This is a genomic window from Bradyrhizobium sp. Leo114 (assembly GCF_055229415.2).
The window spans coordinates 1-20,373 of sequence record NZ_JBUYEN020000043.1; the positions used below are offsets into that span (position 1 = coordinate 1).

Below are 20,373 nucleotides of genomic sequence, written 5' to 3' on the forward strand. Positions count from 1 at the left end.
CCGGACCTGGATCGAACTGTCAGCGATCATGGATTTCATGCTTGCCACGTTGGTCGGCAAAGGAGCCGCATGGAGCGTCGCGACGTTGCCAGCCATCAAGGCTCCGGTGAATCCACCTATCAATGCCGTTCTGAGGGTGCGCATGTTCTCCTCCGTCAGCTGCTAGGAGAGACCCGTAGGCTAGGACAGCCTTGGGCAAACGCAAGATGGCGCGGCGACGCGCCTAATCCTTCCAGCTTACGGGCTTCAAGACAACTTCGTCGACGGCTTAACTGAGACACTGGCGACGGACCTTGTCGCGCATCAGTGGCATGTCGTCGATCGGCAGCGACGGCAAAGGATTGAGGCTGCAATGTTCGGCCCACCGGGAAAGTGGCTCTTGTAGCAACAGTTGGCGCGTTTATCTCGACGAAATCGAGGCACTGGCGATCAAGGGATTGCGCCAGCACCCTCGCGCACCCCGAGCTGATCGGCGAATTTGGCGATGCCTATAATTCCGAGCGACAGCGGCTCAAGAAAGAGGCGAGCACCGAACGCAACCGGATCGAGCGGCGGCTCGGCGAGATCGAGCGCGAGATAAAACGCATCGTCGATTTCATCGTCAAGGGCATGGCCACCGACGCGCTCATCCCGCGAATGAATGAACTGGAAGCCGAGCGCAAGACGCTTGCCGCGCGGCTTGAGACGGCCAAGGAAGCCGACAACGTGATCGCGCTGCACCCGAAGGCCATCGACCGCTATAAGCGCGCGGTGAGGGAGTTGGCGGATGAATTGAAGCGCGGCAGCCCGATGGAGTTTGCGACCATCCGTGAATTGATGACGGCCATCATTGTGCACGCCAGCCCGAGCCGACCGGGCGGCGCCGGAACCAAGGCCAACGCCGAGGATGACCGGAGTGTGCGGATCGACATCAAGGGGCGCCTCGCCGCGCTCTGCGACAATCCGGCTTTGTTCCCCAATACGGCTATGTCGGGGGATCGTTGGTAGCGGGGAGCGCTACCGCCTTTCCCCACACCAACCAAACCTACGATACCTCATCCAATCCTTCGCCGGAGGCAATTTGTGGCGCGTCAACTGGGCTCATCCCGCGAGGTGTTCGGGAAACCGCGCGCTTCGTGCGACATATGCGTGTCGATCGACATTGATTTCGCAGGAGAATTTTTCTAACCGAGCCAAAATCCGGTCATTAGAGCTCAATGGCTTACAACGAAAAATCCAACCACAAGATCGCCTCGTGGTTGGCAGATCGAGATATCCGAAACGTCGGGGCATACTGGGACTATTGCCTTTTTGCCCCACAGCAACCGGCCCTACAATGTCTCCTTCGCACAGGTTCGTTAGCCTTGAGGCGGGCGAAAGAAATTCGGCTAATCGCAGACGAGATATCTGCGATGTCCTGTATAGGCATAATAGCAGTCACTACTCGCGTAGTAGCTTGAGCGCGCGCCGCCATAGGCGTATCCGGCGTAAGCGCCGGCCGCGTATGCGCTGGCATATGATGCCGCACGCGCGCCATATCCATATCCGTGCGCCCCACCGTAGCGATAGGCGCCGGCACCGCCGACGTTGACTGCCGTCGTCCGCGCGGCGTTCACGACAGCCGGCCCATCCCCGACTCCTCGCGCGGCGAGATCAGCGCGCGGCCCAGCTCCCGGACCGAGCCGAGGCCCCGGGCCAGCGACAGGGCCGGGCTGAGGGGGACCTGCAAATGTTGGCGGAGCTGCTGGAGCCATCCGAGGTGGCCCGGCCGGCACCATCGGTGGCGGCGGCGGAAATTGCGCAAACGCAGCAGTGGCAATGAGCGGGCTCGCTGCGACAGTCACAGCGACCGCACAGGTTGATAGCGTCTTCGAAAGCATCGTCGCCTCCGTTCTAGATCTGGACCTCGAGCACAGGCTCAGGTGCGTTGTGAGTGGCGGTCTGTTCGGCAGGCGGTTCCTGCGCATCAGCTTTGGGTTCATGGGCAGGTGATCCAGTTGCACGGTCAGGATGGATCCTGAACCACGCCACATAGAGCGCCGGCAGGAACAGCAGGGTCAGCAGCGTGCCGACGATGATGCCGCCCATCATGGCGTAGGCCATCGGGCCCCAGAAAATCTCGCGCGCGATTGGAATGAGCGCGAGACTTGCGGCAGCGGCCGTCAGAAGGATCGGGCGCATGCGGTGCTCGGTTGCCTCTACCACGGCATCCCAGGCGGGCCTGCCTTCCTTCTTGAGATTTTCAATCTGCACGATCAGGATCACGGAGTTTCGGACCAGGATGCCGATGAGGGCGAGCACGCCGAGCATGGCGACGAAGCCCAGCGGCGCGCCGCTCGGCAGCATAGCCATGACGACGCCGATCAACGCGAGCGGCGCGACCGCGAACACCAGGAACAGGCGCGAAAAGCTCTGCAGCTGTACCATCAGCACGGTCGCCATCACGAACAGCATCAACGGTACGACCGCGATGATCGGCCCCTGGCTCTTGGCGCTCTCTTCCACTGAGCCGCCGATCTTGATCGAGTAGCCCGCGGGCAGCTGCTTTGCAAATTCCGCCACCCTCGGCGCGAGTTGGTCGACGATCGTCTTCGGCTGAACGTTGCTGACGACGGCGGCTTTCAGAGTAATGGTCGGAATCCGCGCGCGGCGCCAGATCGTGGGCTGCTCCAGCTCATAACGCAGGTTGGCGACGGCGCCGAGCGGCACCGGTTGGCCGCCGAGCCCGGTCAGTTGCAGGTCGCGCAGCGTATCGATCGAGGCACGTTCCGGCGCGGTCGCTCGTCCCGTGACATTGACCAGATAGATGCTGTCACGCACCTGCGTGATCGGCGAGCCCTGGAGCACCGAGTTCAGGGTGGTGGCGATGTCTTCCGAGGTGACGCCGAGCTGGCGCGCCTTGTCCTGGAGCACATCGACCTTGACGACGCGCGCCGGCTCCATCCAGTCGAACACCACGTTGCCGAGGTCAGGACTGCTGCGAATGACGCCTGCAAGCTTCTGCGACAGGTCGCGGACCTCAGCGATGTCGGGGCCGCTCAGGCGGTATTGCACCGGACGACCGACGGGAGGGCCGACCTCGAGCAGCTTGACGTAGGTGTCGGTGCCCGGGAAGGTCTTCCTCAAATAGTCCTCGAACTGCGACTTGAGCTTGTCGCGCGCGGCGATGCCGCCTTTGGTCACGATCACCTGCTGGCCGAACCAGGTGTTGGCGGTCTGCAGGTCGAACGACAGCACGAAGCGCGGCGCACCGGTGCCAACATAGGTGGACCAGTGTTCGACCGAATCATTGCCCTGCAGCTGCTCGCGCTCGAAACGCGCCATCTGCGTGTTGGTCTCGGTGATCGAAGCGTTCTGCGGCAGGTTCCAGTCGATCACGAGCTCGGCACGGTCGGACGAGGGGAAGAACTGCTGTTGCACGAACTGCAAGCCGAACAGGGCGAGAAAGAAGGCGCCGGCCGTCACGGCAACGGTGCTCCAGCGGTGATGCATGCAGAACAGGAGCAGGCGTGCGAACATCTGCGCCAGGCGGCCCTTCTGCACGTGATGTCCCTTCATTCTGGCCGGCAGGATGGTGACACCGAGAAGCGGCGTGAACAATACGGCCACGATCCAAGAGACGATCAGAGACACCGCGATCACCACGAATAAGGTGAAGGTGAACTCGCCGGCGTTGCTGCTGTTGAGCCCGATCGGGATGAAGCCGGCCACGGTGACAAGCGTTCCCGTCAGCATCGGAAATGCCGTCGACGTATAGACGTGGGTTGCCGCCTTTTCGAGGGGATCGCCGATCTCAAGCCGCGCCACCATCATCTCGACCGCAATCATGGCGTCGTCGACCAAGAGGCCGAGCGCGATGATCAGTGCTCCCAGCGAAATGCGTTGCAGCGAGATGCCGCAATAGGCCATCACGACGAAGGTGATCGCGAGCACGAGCGGAATGGCGATGGCGACCACGAGCCCCGCCCGCAAGCCCAGGCTTAGGAAGCTGATGCCGAGCACGATGATCACGGCCTCGAACAGCGCTTCGGTAAAGCCCGAAACGGCATGTTCGACCACGACGGGCTGGTCGGCAACGAGGTGCACGCCGACGCCGATCGGCAGGTCGGCAATGATCCTGGTCATCTCCTCCTTCAGCGCCTCGCCGAACTGGAGCAGGTTGGCGCCGGATTTCATGCCGATCGCGAGCGCGATCGCGGGCTGGCCGTTGTATCTGAACAGGGTTGATGGCGGATCGGCGTAACCGCGCGTGATGGTCGCAACATCGGTCAGCGGGAAGAAGCGGTCGTTGATGCGGAGATTGACCGCCTTGAGACTCGCCTCGGAGGCGAACTGGCCATTCACGCGGACGCTGATCCGCTCCGGCCCCTCCTGCAAAACGCCGGAGGGTGCCACCGCGTTCTGGCCCTGAAGCGAATTCATGATGGCGTGGATATCGAGGCCGAGAGCCGCGATCTTGCGGGTGGAGAATTCGAGGTAGATGACCTCGTCCTGCGCGCCGAGAATGTCGACCTTGCCGACATCGGGCACGGTCAGCACCTTGGCGCGGATGTCCTCGACCTGATCGCGGAGCTGCCGCTGGCTCAGGCCGTCGCTGGTGAAGGCATAGACATTGCCGAAGACGTCGCCGAAGCGGTCGTTGAAGCCGGGGCCGATCACCCCTTGTGGGAAATCGCCCCTGATATCAGCGATCATATTGCGGACGCGCACCCAGGTCGGCTTGACGTCGGCCGCCTTGGTCGAATCGCGCAAGTAGACGAAGACGGTGGTCTGGCCTGCGACCGTCACGCTCTTGGTGTAGTCGAGGGATTCGAGCTCCTCCAGCTTCTTCTCGATCCGGTCGGTGACCTGACGCGTCATCTCCTCTGGCGAGGCGCCGGGCCATTGCGCCTGGATCACCATGGTCTTGATCGTGAAATCAGGGTCTTCCTGGCGCCCCAACTGGAGATAGGCAAACAAGCCGGCCGCCATGAAGGCGATCATGAAATACCAGACGAGGGAGCGATGGCCGAGCGCCCAGTCAGAAAGGTTGAACGACTTCATGGCTCTTGATCCTGTTCGATGCGGACGTGCTGTCCCGGCTTGAGGCTGTGAATTCCGGCGGTGACGACGCGGGTGCCTGCGGCAAGCCCGCCGGTGACGCGGATGCCCGCCTGTTCGGCAACACCATCGATCTTCTGCAGTGAGACGGTGTTGGTGGCCTTATCGACCACCCAGACGAAATCAGTCCCGTCCTTCGCGAGCGCCGCCGACAACGGCAAGCGCAAGACCTTGGCTTGGTCCTTGCCGAACTTTGCCGTGACGGTCGCGCCGAGACGGAAGCTTTCAGGCGGGTTGTCGAGCGCGATCCGGACTCGCCGCAGCCGCGTCACGGGATCTGCTTGCGGCGCAATCTCGCGGATCCTGCCCTCGACCTGAACGGCGGGAATGAGCTGCAGGCCGACAGTGAACGGGAGACCGACTTCGAGCGGCACGGGCAGGTCTTCCCCGATATCGACGACCGCCTCGCGAATGTCCGGCCGCGCGACCGTCACCACGGTTTGACCGGGCGAGACCACCTGACCGACTTCCGCGCCGACGGCGATCACGACGCCGCCGAAGTCGGCCTTGATCTGGGCATAGCCGAGTTGCTCGATCGCCTTGGTCAGGTTCGCCTGCTCCTGCGCGACGGTCGCTTCGGCGCCGGCGCGGGCCTGCTCGGCGTTGTCCAGCGTCTGCCTGGTGGTCGCATCGCTGGTGATGAGCGTGCGCTGCCGCTCCTCCGCCGCCTTGGCCGTCGCAAGCTGCGTCTCGGCCTTCGCAAGCTGGGCTTTGGCCGCGCGAACGGCGAGATCGAGTGCGGTGGGATCAATCGTCCCGATGATTTGTCCTTCACTGACGACGTCGCCAACGTAGACCGGACGCGAAGTCAGCCGTCCGAGTACGCGAAAGCCAAGGTTGGTCTTGTAGCGCGGCTCGACCACGCCCACGGCAATCGTGCTGTCACCGCTATTCGGCTTGGCCACCATTGAGAGCACGGGGCGCACCGGCTCCGGCGCTTTCGTCTCCTGCTGACATCCGGTGAGCAACGACGCCGCCGCAACCGTGCCGGCGATCATCATGACCTGTCGCTTCATGATTGACCTTACTCCTCAGTGACCGATTGACCGACGCTCAAAAGCTTGCCGCCATCGACGACCACGCGCTCGCCGGGCTCGAGGCCTGCCTTGATCAGCACCTGACCGGCTTCATAAGCGCCGACCGTGACGTGCTTAAGCGACGCCGTCCGGGTTTTCGGGTCTACGGTCCAGACGGCAGGCTTCCTGCCTGCGGCCATCAGCGCGCTCCATGGCAAGGCGATCTCCTTCTGAGCTTTCGCCTTGACCGTTCCCGCGACGGCGCTGCCCAGCGTCATCTGAGCCGGCGGGTTCTCGATGGACACCTTGACGCGGATCGTGGAGCTCTTCGCGTCGATCGCCGGTGAAATCTCTCTCACCTCTCCCGTCGCGGTCACGATGGGATCGGAGACCAGCGCCAACGCTACCCGGTGGCTCTCTGTCTGGCCAAGGAATACGGATTCGTAGACCTCGAAAACGGCATCCCGCTCCCCGTCCTGAGCAAGCGAGAACACGGGTTGGGCAGCCGGAACGACCTGGCCGACCTCGATATTTCGCGCGGTAATGATGCCGTCCGCTTCAGCACGCAGGATGGTATATCCGAGCGCATCGCGCGAGGTACCCAGCTGAGCCTTGGCCGCCTCCAGCACACCCTCTGCGGTTCGCAGACCTTCCTGGGCCTGGTCATAAACGGTCCGCGTAGTGAAGCCGCTTGCGATCAGCGCTTTCTGCCGCTCGAACGTAGCTTTCGCCACGCGCAGCTGGGCTTCCGCGGAAGCCACTGCCGCCGTCGCAGCATCGACATCAGCCTGTTGCTCGGCGGGATCGAGACGGGCGAGGACGTCGCCCTTGTTGACGTGATCACCGACGTCAACGGTACGAGCGATCACACGTCCGCTGACACGGAACGAAAGATCGGCACGGAAGCGCGCCTGAACCTCGCCCGTCAACGTGATGGCGGCTTGCCGGTCGCGCGGCTGCACGATCGTGGTCCGGACCAGTGTTGCCCGTGTGGCCGTCTGCGCCGCATGATCGTTGCAACCGGTCAACACAATGCTGACGAGCACGGTCGTTGCGGCGAGGGCCTTCCCCACATAAGCCGTTCGAACGGGGCTGGAGAATTGGCTTGTCATGACGCGGCCGTATGATGGGAAGGTGACAACAGCCCGCCAAGCGCATCGGCGGATTGGCGGGGGACGACCATTTCGCGTTCTTGCTGGCGCAGGAGTCCCGCAAGGGGGTCGGCCTCGACGGCGGGCTCGTGATGATCGGCCGCCGCGCTTGCGGTGAGCACTGCGTCGTTTGAAGCAATGGCTCTCGTGCGGCGCGGTGCCTTCATCTGGCGCGTCGCAATGGTCCAGTTTGCACTGCGCTCACGCTCGGTCAGCGGGAATGAAAGGACGATCGAGGTGAATTCGGCGCCGAAACCCTGCTCGATCCGGCCGCCGAGCGCCCTCGCGATATCCTTCGCAATTCGCAATTCGCGATCCGAGGCATCCCGGGCGGGGCGCGTTCCGTTGTCCAGGATCACACAGTTCACCAGCGCGCCGGTGCGCGTCAGCTTGATCTTGATCTGCCCGGCCAGCGCGTCGAAGCAGGCGTGCCGTGCCGCGTGCATCACGAGTTCATGGACGATCAGGCCCAGATGCCAGCAGCGCTCCGGCTGGAGCGCGATGGACTGGGTGGCGAATGCCAGTTGAATGTTCATCCGGTCCAGCAGCGCGCGGCGCATGCCACAGCCCAGCTTGCGAATGTAGGTCGCGGCATGGATCAGCGTGTCGCCCGTTGGCATGGCCAGCGCACGATGCACGTCGGCGTAGCCATGCAGCAGCTCGACGATATCGCTGAGAGCGCACTTGGCTTCCGTCCCCTCGACCCGGATGGCCGCGGCGGAGACAAGGTCGATGGCCAAGACAACACCGTTGGTGACCCTGCGATTCAGCTCGCGCAGCAGCACGCCTTCCTGCAAGCCGGACGGGGCTGGGCTCAAAACAGTCACGACATTCTCCTCATTCGGCTCGGACGATCGGGGTCGCCGCCCCCACACCTTTGGGATCCCGATCTCTTGGGAGCACTCGCCAAGCTCCCGAAACATGAGGACTTAGCGGATTAATAAACTATACCGTATATTTTCTTTTTATTGCCTTTCTTCACAAGCCATGTCAAGCGGGAAAGCGACGCGCACAGACTCGTGATTTCGGAGGTTCAAGAATGAAGAAGACGAAGCGAGGTAGACCGCGAAAGGATCTTGCCGGCGACGCGCAGGCGCGCATTCTCGATGCAGCCCAGCAGCTGTTTCTGGAGAAAGGCTATCGTAGCGCCAGCATCGACGACATTTCCGAGCTCGCTCCTGCGAGCAAGCCGACGATCTACGCTCATTTCCCCGGCAAGGAAGCGCTGTTCGCGGCGGTGGTGGCCCGCACCATCGAGGGCTTGACGGACTTCGAAGGCTTCTTGCCCGAGGGCCGCACCATCGAGGACAAGTTGATGAGCCTCGGGACCGCCATCGTCGAGAGAGTGGTCGAGGAATCGCTCGGCATGGTGCGCGCGACGATCGCGGAATCGCAGCGCTTTCCCGAACTGAGCCGCAACGTTCACGACGCTGCGCGCGATCGCTCCCTAAATGCGGTGTCCCAGTTGCTGGACGACGCCACGCAGAAGCTCGCTCGCACCCCGAAGGGCCCTTTCAGCTCCAAACGAAGCCGCGCCACCGCGCAGATCTTTCTCGACCTAATTCTGCTACCGATGCTGTTTCGGTCGCTCGTCGGAGAAACTCAGAAGGACCTGAAGAAGGAGCTTCCCGGCTTCGTGCGCGAGCGCGTCGGCTTTTTCCTGGCAGCCTGCGAGACAGATTGGTCGTACTAGCTGTCTTTTTTTAGACGGTTGCCTTGGAAGCATTCGCATTAACCGGCGGCCTTGAGCTGCACGTGAGCTGCCATCTCGGCCGGCTGGAGTGGCGTGCGACGCAAAGCGCCGGTACAAAATCTCACATCTCGTCGAAGCTTGGCCGCAGCGTCGCAGCGCCGACCCGCGATGGGTTGATATAGACATCCATGGCTTCCAGCAGGCAGCAGGTCAGCGCCATCGGACTGCCACCCTGCAGTTCGCCCCGTGCTTGCCCGTTGCCGATGATCGGTCGCACCAGCCCTCGGATCCTGTCGTCGTAGGCGAGAACAACCGTCCACTTCTGCCGGACAGCCAGGGTTACCAGGTCTTGCAGTCGTCGATGCTTTGCCGGTCGAGCTTCATTGCAGTCGGCGATGGCCTTCAGGATTGCGGCCAGGCGCCGTAGCACTGGCCCACTGGCGCGGGCCGCTTCGGCCGCGGCACTGACCGTCTCTTCGAGCACCTCCTGCACCACAGCCTCCTCGATCGCCCCCTTGAGGGAAAAAATCGATAGACGCTTGCCGAAGACATCGACAGACTCCACGCGATGTCGGCGACGGTGGTCTTGTTGTGTCCCATCTCGCCATAGAGATGGATGGCGGCCTGCACGATCCTGCGGCGGGCGCTCCTCATTCGGTCGTCAATCTGATCGCTCATAACGTCTCTCACTGCGCCGGAAGGTTCACCAACTCGCGGCGGCAGGCCTCTCCGAAATCGCGCAAGGGATCCATTTCCTCGATGAATTTGGGGAGATCGACGAATGTGCGATTTGGCGAGAGATACGCTTCGATGATCAAGTGCCCGGTTCTCTCGGCGGCCTGAACGACCTCGTTGCTCGACAAGATCCGCATGCGTCCGACCAGCGTATAGAAGCTGACCAGTTGCGGGATTTCAGCCTGATCATTGACCAGGGCGTCGGCATAGAGGCGTGATGCCTCCTCGATGAAGCTATGGTACAATTGTTCGCGCTTCGAAAACGAGCGGGCATGATGACGCTCGCGACGCCTTCGGCGTCCGCTAAACCATCCACTGACGATGGTCGAGACCGCGCCGAACGCAGAGCCGCCGAAGGCAGCCAAGGCCGGTATGTATACCGTGCTCATAAGATCGCTCCTGTCTCCTGTCGCAGTGCGGATGTGGTTCAAGGCAGTGCCTGGTCACATCACGCCGCAACGTCGTTCGTTATCTGCCCCTGACTGATCCGGTGGATGCCTGCTCGAACACCGCTTTACAGCCTTCGCTCAGATCCGATTTCCTGAGCCGCAGACAGGCTTCGACTCCGGATGGGTCGCGAATGTAGGCACTGCAGAGGCGAAAGGCGTCGGGCGTGCAAGCCGCTCGCTGCTCGGGTGTGCCTCGGTTCTCCTGGGAAAAAGCCGCCGTGCTCCCGAGCGCGACCACGACCGCTGCGAACAGCGCCTGCTTCAATCTCGTCATATCAGATCCTTTCTCTGCTCTAGGCTTGTGGTTGGCTGAGGCAGAGCCTCGCCGCCTCGAGCTGCACACGCGCTTGTGACGCACTCGTCTTGACTTCGGCCATGCCGCGTGATTTATATGAACTATACGGTATATTTTATTAAAGAGGTGCCGAATGTCAACACTGCTGTTCGCGGTGATGCGCGAAAACCCGTTGCCCCGGCCTCGCCGCCGCATCGCTGAACGTCACTGTCGCATTGTGCCTCGTGGCACTGAGCGTGCTGCTTGGCATCACGATCGCGATGATCGCGTGGGCTCATTGGCTTGCCGCGCGCCAGCCCAGCACTATCCGGCTGGAGCGGAGGACGGTCGCATGACACCGGCGCTGCTGATCGCCCCCGACTGCATCATCTACTGGGTCAACGTCTGGACCGCGCCGGTCGAATGCGTGTTCGACGTGATCGAGTCCGAACTCGCGCGCAGAGGCATTGCGCTTGATGAAATCGACCGGCTGACGCACACGGCGTGAGGGAGGACTGGGAACCGAGATGCTGAACTTCATCGAAGTCTCTGACGGGATGGAAGTGGACCCGACCAGCGGCGAGCTCGTGTGGACCGGTGTGACCGGAACACGGACAGCGCTCCAGCGTGACGGACTCACGATCGATCCGAAGGCCGCTGCCTATTGTCCAACCGAGTGGCTCGACGAGCGCGGCTATCTCGACGCCGACCGCGCGCGCCGGCAACCGCGACCATGGAGCATCTGACGATGATACGGACAGATTCCGTTGTCGGGAGCCGTGCGCCATGAGCCGACGATCCGCCATGTTCATGCGCGCGAGCCAGTCCACCGAGAGCGCCTTTCCCTGGCGCGGCTATTTCGTGTCGGCGGGTGGAGCGCTGGTCTGCTTGCTTTGGTTGACAAACTGGGTCCTGCCGGCGCAAGTGCCGGGTCGCTTTTCCGAACCGGATCCTGCGCGGCCGCCGATACGCATCCACTCCGACGTGAAGGGGCCGGAGCGCGTCGTGATCGATACAAATCAGCCGCTGCCCACGCTCCCCGACAAGGAGATCGTCGTCGCTCACACGCCCGTCGCGGGCGATTGACCAACCACACCGAGATTGATCCGATGTCGAAGCAGCATTTGTTTGCCCTGATCATGTGGTCCGCCACGCTCGCCGCGACCGCCGCCATCGCGGAGGTCCAAGATCCCGCGGATACGAGCGCCCGAACCGCCACTGCACAAAGCCAGGTCGAAGAGGTCGCTATCCAACGCGTTCTCTCGGAATTCCGCACTGTACGCGTCCCGCTCAGTCGGGCGATCGCCATCGCGGAGCACTTGCATGATGGCTCGAAGACCGCCGACATCAGCTTCGAGATCGACGGCTCTCCCGTGTACCGCGTTCGCACGATACGGAATGAGCACGTGTGGGAGAACGCCATCGATGCAAATACTGGAAGCATCACGGGCAAGGAGATGACGTCGTCGCTGAAGGAGCTCGATCGGGAAGACCTCGCCAAGATCCTTGCCTTGAAATGGCCCAAGCCGGAATTGTCCGATGTCGTCCAGGTCGCCGAGAAAGCGGCGGCCGGCAGCGCGCTGGCCGGTGGACTGATCCGACAGGACGGCAAGCTCAATTTCGTGATCGTCGTCGCCTCCGCGGACCATTTGAAGGAGGTCCTGCTCGAGCCTCCCAAGGTCGGAAAGCAAGACACGAGTCGCCATTAACACGAGCATGTTCATCAGCAATCAAAGAGTCCATTCGCCATGAACTTCCAGCCTCGATCACAGCTCTCATCCGCTCAACGGCAGCTTCCCTTCGACTGCATCGCGCTGCTTTTGCAAGGCGGCGGTGCGCTTGGTGCGTACCAGGCGGGCGTGTACGAAGCCTTGGCCGAAGCCAGCATTCATCCCGACTGGGTTGCTGGCATATCGATCGGGGCCATCAATGCCGCCACCATCGCCGGCAACCCGCCCGAGTCCCGTGTTGACCGCCTGCGCGATTTTTGGACCCAAGTCACCTCGACCGCGCCCTGGGATTGGTCCGGCAATCCCTTCCTGGATTGGACGCGGAGCGACAATACGCGAAACCTCATCAACCAGATGAGCGCCGGTCTGGCGGCCACGTGTGGCGCTACCGGATTCTTCTCTGCCCGTCCCGTTCTGCCCTGGCTGCAGCCCGGCGGAGCCAGCGATGCGACCAGCATCTATGACACGCGCGCGCTCAAGACCACGCTGGAGCGCCTGGTTGACTTCGATCGTATCAATGCCGGTCTGACGCGCTTCAGCGCCGGCGCGGTCAACGTCCGAACGGGTAATTTCGTCTATTTCGACAATACCACCCATACGATTCGACCCGAGCACATCATGGCGAGCGGCGCGTTGCCGCCGGGCTTTCCGGCGGTGGAGATCGAGGGCGAGCACTATTGGGACGGCGGTCTCGTCTCGAACACGCCGCTGCAATGGGTGATCGAATCTGATGCGCCGCAGGACATGCTCGCCTTCCAGGTCGATCTCTGGAGCGCGCGCGGTCAAATACCTCGCAACATGGCTGAGGTGATCACGCGGCACAAGGAAATCCAGTACTCGAGCCGTACGCGCGCCAGCACCGACCAGTTCAAGCACGTACAGCGTCTGCGGCGCGCACTCACGGATCTGCTGGGGAGGCTACCAGACGACCTCAGGCAGCATCAGGACGTGAAACTGCTCAGCACGGCGGTCTCCCGCAACGTCTACAACATCGTCCAGCTGATCTATCGCGCGCGCAATCACGAGGGCCACTCCAAGGACTATGAGTTCTCGCGGCTGTCGATGCAGGACCATTGGCAAGCGGGCTACCACGACGCATTGCGCACCCTGCGCCATCCCGAGGTGCTCGCTCGGCCTTCGAGCCCGGACGGAGTCTTCACCTTCGATCTCGAACACGACGGCCGCGAGTGACCCAACCTCATCGCCTGGAGATAACCCAAATGCGCGAGACTGATGTGAAACAACGTGCTTTCGCCATGCCGCTGACCAGCCCGGCCTATCCGCCCGGGCCGTATCGGTTCGTCGATCGCGAGTATCTGATCATCACCTATCGTACTGATCCGACAAAACTCCGGGCAGTGGTTCCGGGTCCGCTCGAGGTCGACGAGCGAGAAGCTCTCGTCAAATACGAGTTCATCCGCATGCCCGATTCCAACGGCTTTGGCGACTACACGGAAAGCGGACAAGTCATCCCCGTCTCCTTCCATGGACGCAAGGGCGGCTACACACATTGCATGTTCCTCAACGACGAAGGACCGATTGCGGGCGGACGCGAGCTCTGGGGCTTTCCGAAGAAGCTTGCGCAACCGACCCTGCGAACCGAGATCGATACGTTGATCGGCACGCTGGATTACGGCCCCGTGCGGGTCGCGACTGGGACGATGGGCTACAAGCACCGCGAGGCCGATCTGGCGAAGGTCAAGGCTGCGCTTAACGAGCCGAACTTCCTGCTCAAGATCATCCCGCACGTCGACGGCAGCCCGCGGATCTGCGAGATCGTTCAATATCATCTCGAGGACATCGTACTGAAGGGCGCCTGGACCGGACCGGCGGCGCTCGCCCTGACGCCACACGCCTTGGCGCCGGTCGCCGAACTGCCGGTCCTTGAGATCGTCTCCGCCGTCCACATCTGCGCCGACCTCACGCTCGGGCTCGGGACGGTGGTGCACGATTATCTGCAACAGCCGGCGCGCGGCTCGATTCGAACGGGTGAGAAGGCTCTTGTCTTTTGATCTCAACTGAGCGCCGCGATCCGGGGCGAGGCGCCGATCCTGTTTGCACGTTATGAGGAAGTGTACGAGATGGACATTCTGAAGGGGAAGACGGCTGTCGTCACCGGATCGACCAGCGGCATTGGCCTTGCCTGCGCAAAGGCCTTTGCCGCAGCCGGCGCCAATGTCGTGATCAACGGCATGGGCGCGCCTGAAGATATCGAGGGGGAGCGAGTCGCGATCCAGCGCGAATTCGCGGTCAAGGCGATCTACTCGCCTGCGGACATGACCAACCCGCGCGAGATCGCCTGGCTCATCGCGCATACCGAGGACACCTTCGGCAGCGTCGACATCCTGGTCAACAATGCCGGCATCCAGCACGTTGCTCCGGTCGAGGAATTCCCCGCCGAGAAATGGGATGCGATCATCGCGATCAACCTGTCCGCCGCCTTCCACGCCATCCGCGCCGTCGTGCCCGGCATGAAGAAGCGCGGTTGAGGCCGCATCATCACTACGGCTTCGGCGCATTCGCTCGTCGCCTCGCCATTCAAGTCGGCCTATGTCGCGGCAAAGCACGGCATCGCCGGCCTGACCAAGACGGTGGCGCCGGAACTGGCACGCTCGAAGATCACCTGCAACTGCATCAGCCCCGGCTACGTCTGGACGCCGCTCGTCGAGAAGCAGATCCCGAACACGATGGTGGCCCGCCGCATGCGACGAGATGAGGTGATCAGCGACGTCCTGCTCGCCGCGCAGCCGACCAAGGAGTTCGTCACCGTCGAGCAGGTTGCTTCCCTCGCGCTGTTCCTGTGCAGCGACGACGCCGCTCAGATCACGGGCGCCAACCTCTCGATGGATGGGGGCTGGACGGCAACATCCCTGCCGACCTGGCGCGGTTAGCTGGAGCTCGCATGGTCACGGCCATTGAGGCAAACTTTGACCGCCACCTCGACGAGGCCAAGCTAAAGAGCATTGACCAACGGCGAGCCGGCCACACAGCCACAACTGATCTTCCGCTTGATCCAGTCGCGATCGCTCCGCTCGCGTGCCCTTAGACTCTCTCGCGTGCACTTGTCAGTGGATGTTGTCAGCGACCACGGCCGGTCCCCGCGGTGATCCCGAGCAAGAAAGAGTGCCTCATGAATAGTGTCGATTCCGACGTTTAGGTGCCAGCAAAGATCGCGGGTCTGGAATATCTCCCAATTCCGGGGCTGCTGACTCCAGAGATCGACAAATGCACTCTGGTGCTCATCGAGGGGATCAGAGAATACGTCAGTCAAAAAATACCTCCATTGCATAGGCGAGAAGGCTGACGGCCGCGCGACCCGTACGTTGCCGAATTGGCCGCATCTCCTTGCGGAAACCACCTTGCCCGGGATAGCAGGTTGGCGAGGGCGTCAGCCTCTTCTTGATGCACCATCAATATAGCGGGTTCTGATAGTTTCCCAGAGCTGTTGAGCCCCCGCAGTTTTCGGGTGGATAAAGAGATCCGCTCCTCTGCGGATCGGGACCGCGGACCGGACGGGCGACTGCGGAGCCGGGCCGCTCTCGGAAGCTTGCCAAATACGAATTAGGGTACCGGACGTGTTTGCGGCTTCGCCTGCCATTTTGGAGGTCATTGGCTGCCCTACTGACACAACGAATCCTTTGGGCGCCGATTGCCTCGATGCGTGATGGCTCAATCAGAACGTCTGGGCTACTGGTGCGCTGTTTGCCGCAATCTGCCGTTTGCATCGGAGCGGGGCGATGGCGCGCAGTTGATGATGTTGAACTTGCGCGGCGTCGTTCAACGCCAACGCGCATGCGAGCAATCACAAGGGCTTCCCGGGTCTAGAGTCGGCGTGACAAACGCTTTTAGGGGAAGCAAGGAATGGACTGCAACCTAGCATGAAGAACAATTGGAATTTCACCTATCGGTCTTGATCGGAAGTGGCGCGCGCATAGTCAAGTTGGAGCGATCGCCCTGAACGGTCACGCTGATGCAGATGTACTTTCAGCTTAACCCGCTCGTAAATCTCTCTTGCTTGAGCAACAAGTCTACCGCTTCGACGATTCGATTTCATGGATGTGCATTGCAATACGCGATCAGTGCACGCTCAAGCTCTTTCAGGCAAGCCCGGCGCACCGTACCCCAAAGAGCCACGCCCAACCCCGCCTTGCCACGGCCTGAATTGCCGAACTGGACGCACTCGACTTGAGAACCGTTTAGACTGTGCTATCCTTATCTTTTTGATACGCCACCTTGGAATTCCGACTTCACGATCCAGGAGAGCACTATGGTCGCGAAAGAGATTTCGCTGAGCGCCAGCGGTATCGGGAAGATCGCCCCCGGTGCTGATAGTGCCGGGGAGGGAATACCCCGCTCGTCGCGCTCTAATCATGGCGTGCGCCGCCGCGAATTACTCATAACCACCGCCATGGCTTTGGTGTTCTCTGCAACCTCCGCTCGCGCACTGGTCGTCAAGGGCAGTTTGCCGTGGGGACCAAGTGCCGGCACTCCACCCACAGCGGTGCGGCCTGGACCGTGGGTGTATTTCACTCCGGAAGAAGGAGCTGCAGTCGAAGCGCTCGTTGACCGGCTGATCCCGCCGGACCCTCAGACCCCGGGGGGTAAGGATGCCGGTTGCGCGGTCTTCATCGACCGACAACTTGCGGGATCCTATGGCAGCGCCGAGGGGCTCTACATGCACGGCCCCTTCGCCGACGGAACGCCGGAGCAGGGAGATCAGTCGCCGTTGACCCCGGCAGCGCGGTATCGCCAGGCGCTGGCCGCATTGGACAAATATTGCCGCGCGACCTACGCGGGAAAGCCTTTTCCCCAGATTCCCGACGATGAGAAGGACAAGGTTCTCTCCGGGCTGGAGAAGGATCAGGTGCAACTGGAAGGAACCAGCGGTCGCGCGTTCTTTGAGTATCTGCTGCAGAACACGCGGGAAGGATTCTTTGCGGACCCAGTTTACGGCGGCAACCGCGACATGGTCGGCTGGAAGATGATCGGTTTTCCCGGCGCGCGCTATGATTACCGGGACTGGGTTGAGCGGCACAACGAGCGCTATCCGCTGCCACCCATTGGCATTGCTGCCCGACCCGAATAGGCGCCAAAGGCGCAATAAATCTCGTTTGGAGTACCGGGAATATGACGCGCAAATTGCCAGCAACTGATGTGGTGATTGTTGGGCTGGGCTGGACTGGCTCCATCCTGGCGCATGAACTGACTGGTGCCGGATTGAACGTGGTGGCGATCGAACGCGGCCCGTGGCGCGACACGGCGACCGATTTCCCGCCGGCCTATGCGCAAGATGAGCTGCGCTACCGCATCCGCCACGATCTGTTCCTGCGGCCGGACCAGCTGACGATGACTTTCCGTAACAACGCCAGCCAGACGGCGCTGCCGATCCGCAGCTGGGGATCCTTCATGCCGCCCAATGGCGTCGGCGGCGGTGGCGTGCATTGGAATGCCGAGACGTGGCGCTTCCTGCCCAGCGACTTCGAGCTGAGAACGCATCTGGTGGGGCGTTATGGCGAAAAATTCCTGCCCGAGGACATGACGATCCAGGACTGGGGGATTACTTATGATGACCTCGAGCCCCATTACGACAAGTTCGAATATTTGTGCGGCACGTCCGGCAAAGCCGGCAACATAAAAGGGCGGATACAGGCGGGCGGCAATCCCTTTGAGGGAGCGCGGTCCCGCGAATATCCGACGCCGCCCCAGAGGCAGCCCTACGGCCCGACGCTGTTCGCACAGGCTGCTCAGGAGATGGGCTATAAGCCCTTCCCGCAACCTTCCGGGAATCTCTCACAGGCATATACGAACCCGCTCGGCGTCACGATAGGCCCTTGTACCTATTGCGGCTTCTGCGAATGGTTCGGCTGCGGCAACTACTCGAAGGCTAGTCCGCAGACCACGATTCTGCCGGCACTCATCCGCCGTCCGAACTTCGAGGCGCGCACGCAGTGCGAGGTATCGAAGATCAACTTGGATAGATCAGGAAAACGCGCCACCGGCGTTACCTATGTCGACACCAGTGGCAACGAATGGGAGCAGCCGGCCGACCTTGTGCTGCTCTGCGCCTTCCAGTTGTTCAACGTGCACCTGCTGCTGCATTCGGGAATCGACAAGCCCTACGATCCGCGCACCGGCGAGGGCGTGATTGGGCGAAACTATTCCTACCAAGTCACATCTAGCGTAGGCGCGTTCTTCGACGACAAGATCTTCAATCCCTTCATCGCGTCGGGCTCGATCGGAATGTGCATCGACGAGTTCAACGGCGACAATTTCGATCACGGACCGCATGGCTTCGTCGGCGGCGGCTATATGGGCGCGGTGCAGACCAATGGCCGACCGATCCAGACTGGGAGGACACCACAGACAGCGCCGAGGTGGGGCGCCGAGTGGAAGAAGGCGGTGGCGAAGAGTTATTTGAGCAGCTATGAGACCGTCACGCACGGCAGCTGTTATAGTTATCGCGACGCATATCTCGACCTCGATCCGACCTATACGGACCGCTTCGGCCGCAAGTTGATGCGCTTGACGTTCGATTTCCACGACAACGAGCTCAAGATGTCGACATACCTGACGGACCGGCTGGCTGAGGTCGCGCAGAAGATGGGGCCGCGGCAGCTTGAGAAGCACCCGCGTCGCGGTCCTTACGACGTGACCGTGTACCAGACAACGCACACCTGCGGCGGTGCCATTATGGGCGTCGAGCCCAAGACTAGCGCGCTCAATCGCTATTTGCAGAGCTGGGACGTGCCCAACCTGTTCGTCATGGGTGCCACGGCCTTCCCGCAGAACCCCGGATACAATCCGACGGATACGGTAGGCGCACTCGCCTATTGGGCAGCAGATGTGATCGTAAACCGCTACCTGAAGAGTCCTGGCCCGCTCGTGCAGGTTTGACGGCCAGCGCCCCGAGGTAATGGCATGAGAATGCGGAAACTCACGGCTCTTGCGCTCGCCGCCTGCGCGATCGGCCTTACTGCGGCGCGCGCGGCGGAAGACAACCAGGCGTTCGAGAGGATCGAGCGCGGCCGGTATCTGGCCGTGCTCGGCGATTGCGCCGGCTGTCACACTGCGCCGGGCGGTAAGCCTTTTGCCGGCGGCGCTGCGCTGGAGACGCCATTCGGAAAATTGCTCGGGCCAAATATTACGCCTGATGTTGCGACCGGAATCGGTGCCTGGACCGAATCCGATTTGTGGCGGGCGATGCATGAGGGGATTGGTAAGGATGGGGTTCGCCTCTATCCGGCCATGCCGTATCCGGCCTACACCAAGGTTACCCGCGAGGACGTCTCGGCGATCTGGGCCTATCTGCGCACGTTGGAGCCGGTGCGTAACGAGGTTCAGCCGAATCAGCTTAGGTTTCCGTTCAATGTCCGCCGACCGGCAACATCCACCTGGGATTTGATCAATTTCAAGCCCGGAGTGTTTCAATCCGATCCGGCAAAGTCGGATCTGTGGAATCGTGGGGCCTATCTGGTCGAAGGCCTTGGCCATTGCGGAACCTGTCATACACCGAAGAACATCACCGGCGGCGATCGGGGTGGAGAAGCCTTGCGCGGCGCATTGCTGCAGGACTGGTATGCGCCTGATCTGACCGCGGATTCCCGTATGGGCATCGGCAGTTGGTCCACGGAAGACATCGTCCGCTATCTTAAGACCGGTGCCAACTCTTTCGACATTGCGTCCGGGCCCATGGCCGAGGCGGTTGAGAACTCCACCTCTCATATGACAGACGCCGACCTTCTCGCGATCGCCACCTATCTGAAGGATCGTGCTCCTCGAACCGCGAACCCGGCCGTCGCGCTGGCGCACGATGACACACGCATGGTGGCGGGGAAGGCGATCTATGAGAACCGTTGTGCGGCATGCCACCAGTCTAGCGGCGCCGGCGTTCCAACGCTATTCCCGCGACTGGCACAAGCGCCACTCGTCCAGTCCACTGATCCGACATCCTTGATCCGCGTCGTTCTGATCGGCAATCGCGCCGTCGCCACTTCAGCTGCCCCGACCGCACCGGCCATGCCGCCCTTTGGTTGGAATCTCAGTGACACAGAGATTGCGGACGTCCTGACCTATGTTCGCAATACCTGGGGAAATGCCGCGTCAGCAGTCCAGTCCACGGACGTCAGTACGCTGCGTGGCCGGGTGTCTCAATAACGTCGACCACGCTGCGCCCGAAGTTTTGGCGGATCGATCGAGCGCGCTCGCGATACCTGTCGCAAATCAAATCGGGACATACCGACGTTGCA

General features: G+C 61.9%; 18 protein-coding genes, 2 pseudogenes and 1 riboswitch. Of the genes and pseudogenes, 12 read left to right on the forward strand and 8 right to left on the reverse strand.

What is annotated here, in order from left to right:
- Positions 1-372 precede the first annotated feature (372 nt).
- Positions 373-987: a hypothetical protein gene (locus ACZIRK_RS35170; protein WP_130229188.1), complete on the forward strand. Its 615-nt coding sequence runs from the start codon at positions 373-375 to the stop codon at positions 985-987.
- 380 nt (positions 988-1,367) lie between these two features.
- Here the strand turns inward: ACZIRK_RS35170 and ACZIRK_RS35175 are convergent, their stop codons facing one another.
- The 5 genes from ACZIRK_RS35175 to ACZIRK_RS35195 form a co-directional block, all read right to left on the reverse strand.
- Positions 1,368-1,595, reverse strand: a complete 228-nt coding sequence (locus tag ACZIRK_RS35175; protein ID WP_130229187.1) for a hypothetical protein — start codon at positions 1,593-1,595, stop codon at positions 1,368-1,370.
- Between the two features lie 277 nt (positions 1,596-1,872).
- Positions 1,873-5,022, reverse strand: coding sequence for an efflux RND transporter permease subunit (locus ACZIRK_RS35180; RefSeq protein ID WP_474419056.1), 3,150 nt, complete (start codon positions 5,020-5,022; stop codon positions 1,873-1,875).
- Positions 5,019-6,095, reverse strand: coding sequence for an efflux RND transporter periplasmic adaptor subunit (locus tag ACZIRK_RS35185; RefSeq protein WP_474419057.1), 1,077 nt, complete (start codon positions 6,093-6,095; stop codon positions 5,019-5,021). Before ACZIRK_RS35185 ends, ACZIRK_RS35180 begins: the two co-directional genes overlap by 4 nt.
- 8 nt (positions 6,096-6,103) lie before the next feature.
- Positions 6,104-7,207 (reverse strand): efflux RND transporter periplasmic adaptor subunit, encoded by a 1,104-nt coding sequence (locus ACZIRK_RS35190; RefSeq protein ID WP_130229183.1) that lies wholly within the window; start codon positions 7,205-7,207, stop codon positions 6,104-6,106.
- Positions 7,204-8,073: a sensor histidine kinase family protein gene (locus tag ACZIRK_RS35195; RefSeq protein WP_245475016.1), complete on the reverse strand. Its 870-nt coding sequence runs from the start codon at positions 8,071-8,073 to the stop codon at positions 7,204-7,206. Before ACZIRK_RS35195 ends, ACZIRK_RS35190 begins: the two co-directional genes overlap by 4 nt.
- Before the next feature lie 212 nt (positions 8,074-8,285).
- Here ACZIRK_RS35195 and ACZIRK_RS35200 point away from each other — a divergent pair, with 212 nt between their 5' ends.
- A complete protein-coding gene (locus ACZIRK_RS35200) occupies positions 8,286-8,939 on the forward strand; it encodes a TetR/AcrR family transcriptional regulator (RefSeq protein ID WP_474419058.1) in 654 nt (217 codons plus the stop codon).
- A gap of 121 nt (positions 8,940-9,060) precedes the next feature.
- On the opposite strand, the gene ACZIRK_RS35205 is transcribed toward ACZIRK_RS35200, so the two are convergent.
- From ACZIRK_RS35205 to ACZIRK_RS35215, 3 genes and pseudogenes are all read right to left on the reverse strand, one after another.
- Positions 9,061-9,504, reverse strand: a complete 444-nt coding sequence (locus ACZIRK_RS35205) for a hypothetical protein (RefSeq protein WP_245475015.1) — start codon at positions 9,502-9,504, stop codon at positions 9,061-9,063.
- Positions 9,505-9,509: 5 nt separating this feature from the next.
- Positions 9,510-9,617: pseudogene (locus ACZIRK_RS35210) on the reverse strand (TetR/AcrR family transcriptional regulator); the annotation flags it as partial.
- Between the two features lie 8 nt (positions 9,618-9,625).
- The gene (locus ACZIRK_RS35215; RefSeq protein WP_245475014.1) at positions 9,626-10,063 is read right to left on the reverse strand and encodes a hypothetical protein; all 438 of its coding nucleotides are present in this window, start codon (positions 10,061-10,063) and stop codon (positions 9,626-9,628) included.
- A gap of 686 nt (positions 10,064-10,749) precedes the next feature.
- On the opposite strand from ACZIRK_RS35215, the gene ACZIRK_RS35220 reads away from it, so the two are divergent.
- From ACZIRK_RS35220 to ACZIRK_RS35265, 10 genes and pseudogenes are all read left to right on the forward strand, one after another.
- Complete coding sequence (locus tag ACZIRK_RS35220) at positions 10,750-10,905, forward strand: hypothetical protein (RefSeq protein ID WP_165435499.1); 156 nt, start codon at positions 10,750-10,752, stop codon at positions 10,903-10,905.
- A gap of 19 nt (positions 10,906-10,924) precedes the next feature.
- A complete protein-coding gene (locus ACZIRK_RS35225; protein WP_245475013.1) occupies positions 10,925-11,143 on the forward strand; it encodes a hypothetical protein in 219 nt (72 codons plus the stop codon).
- Between the two features lie 40 nt (positions 11,144-11,183).
- Complete coding sequence (locus tag ACZIRK_RS35230) at positions 11,184-11,483, forward strand: hypothetical protein (protein ID WP_130229179.1); 300 nt, start codon at positions 11,184-11,186, stop codon at positions 11,481-11,483.
- 23 nt (positions 11,484-11,506) lie between these two features.
- Positions 11,507-12,106, forward strand: coding sequence for a PepSY domain-containing protein (locus ACZIRK_RS35235; protein ID WP_130229178.1), 600 nt, complete (start codon positions 11,507-11,509; stop codon positions 12,104-12,106).
- Between the two features lie 39 nt (positions 12,107-12,145).
- Complete coding sequence (locus tag ACZIRK_RS35240) at positions 12,146-13,318, forward strand: patatin-like phospholipase family protein (protein ID WP_130229177.1); 1,173 nt, start codon at positions 12,146-12,148, stop codon at positions 13,316-13,318.
- A 29-nt stretch (positions 13,319-13,347) separates the two neighbouring features.
- The gene (locus ACZIRK_RS35245; protein WP_130229176.1) at positions 13,348-14,139 is read left to right on the forward strand and encodes an acetoacetate decarboxylase; all 792 of its coding nucleotides are present in this window, start codon (positions 13,348-13,350) and stop codon (positions 14,137-14,139) included.
- 69 nt (positions 14,140-14,208) lie between these two features.
- Positions 14,209-15,018 (forward strand): annotated as a pseudogene (locus tag ACZIRK_RS35250) (3-hydroxybutyrate dehydrogenase).
- Between the two features lie 418 nt (positions 15,019-15,436).
- Positions 15,437-15,538: riboswitch (SAM-I-IV-variant riboswitch) on the reverse strand.
- Between the two features lie 856 nt (positions 15,539-16,394).
- Positions 16,395-17,213 (forward strand): gluconate 2-dehydrogenase subunit 3 family protein, encoded by an 819-nt coding sequence (locus tag ACZIRK_RS35255; protein ID WP_165435498.1) that lies wholly within the window; start codon positions 16,395-16,397, stop codon positions 17,211-17,213.
- 41 nt (positions 17,214-17,254) lie between these two features.
- Positions 17,255-19,021, forward strand: coding sequence for a GMC family oxidoreductase (locus ACZIRK_RS35260; protein WP_130229175.1), 1,767 nt, complete (start codon positions 17,255-17,257; stop codon positions 19,019-19,021).
- Between the two features lie 24 nt (positions 19,022-19,045).
- Complete coding sequence (locus tag ACZIRK_RS35265) at positions 19,046-20,281, forward strand: c-type cytochrome (RefSeq protein WP_245475012.1); 1,236 nt, start codon at positions 19,046-19,048, stop codon at positions 20,279-20,281.
- Positions 20,282-20,373: the final 92 nt, after the last annotated feature.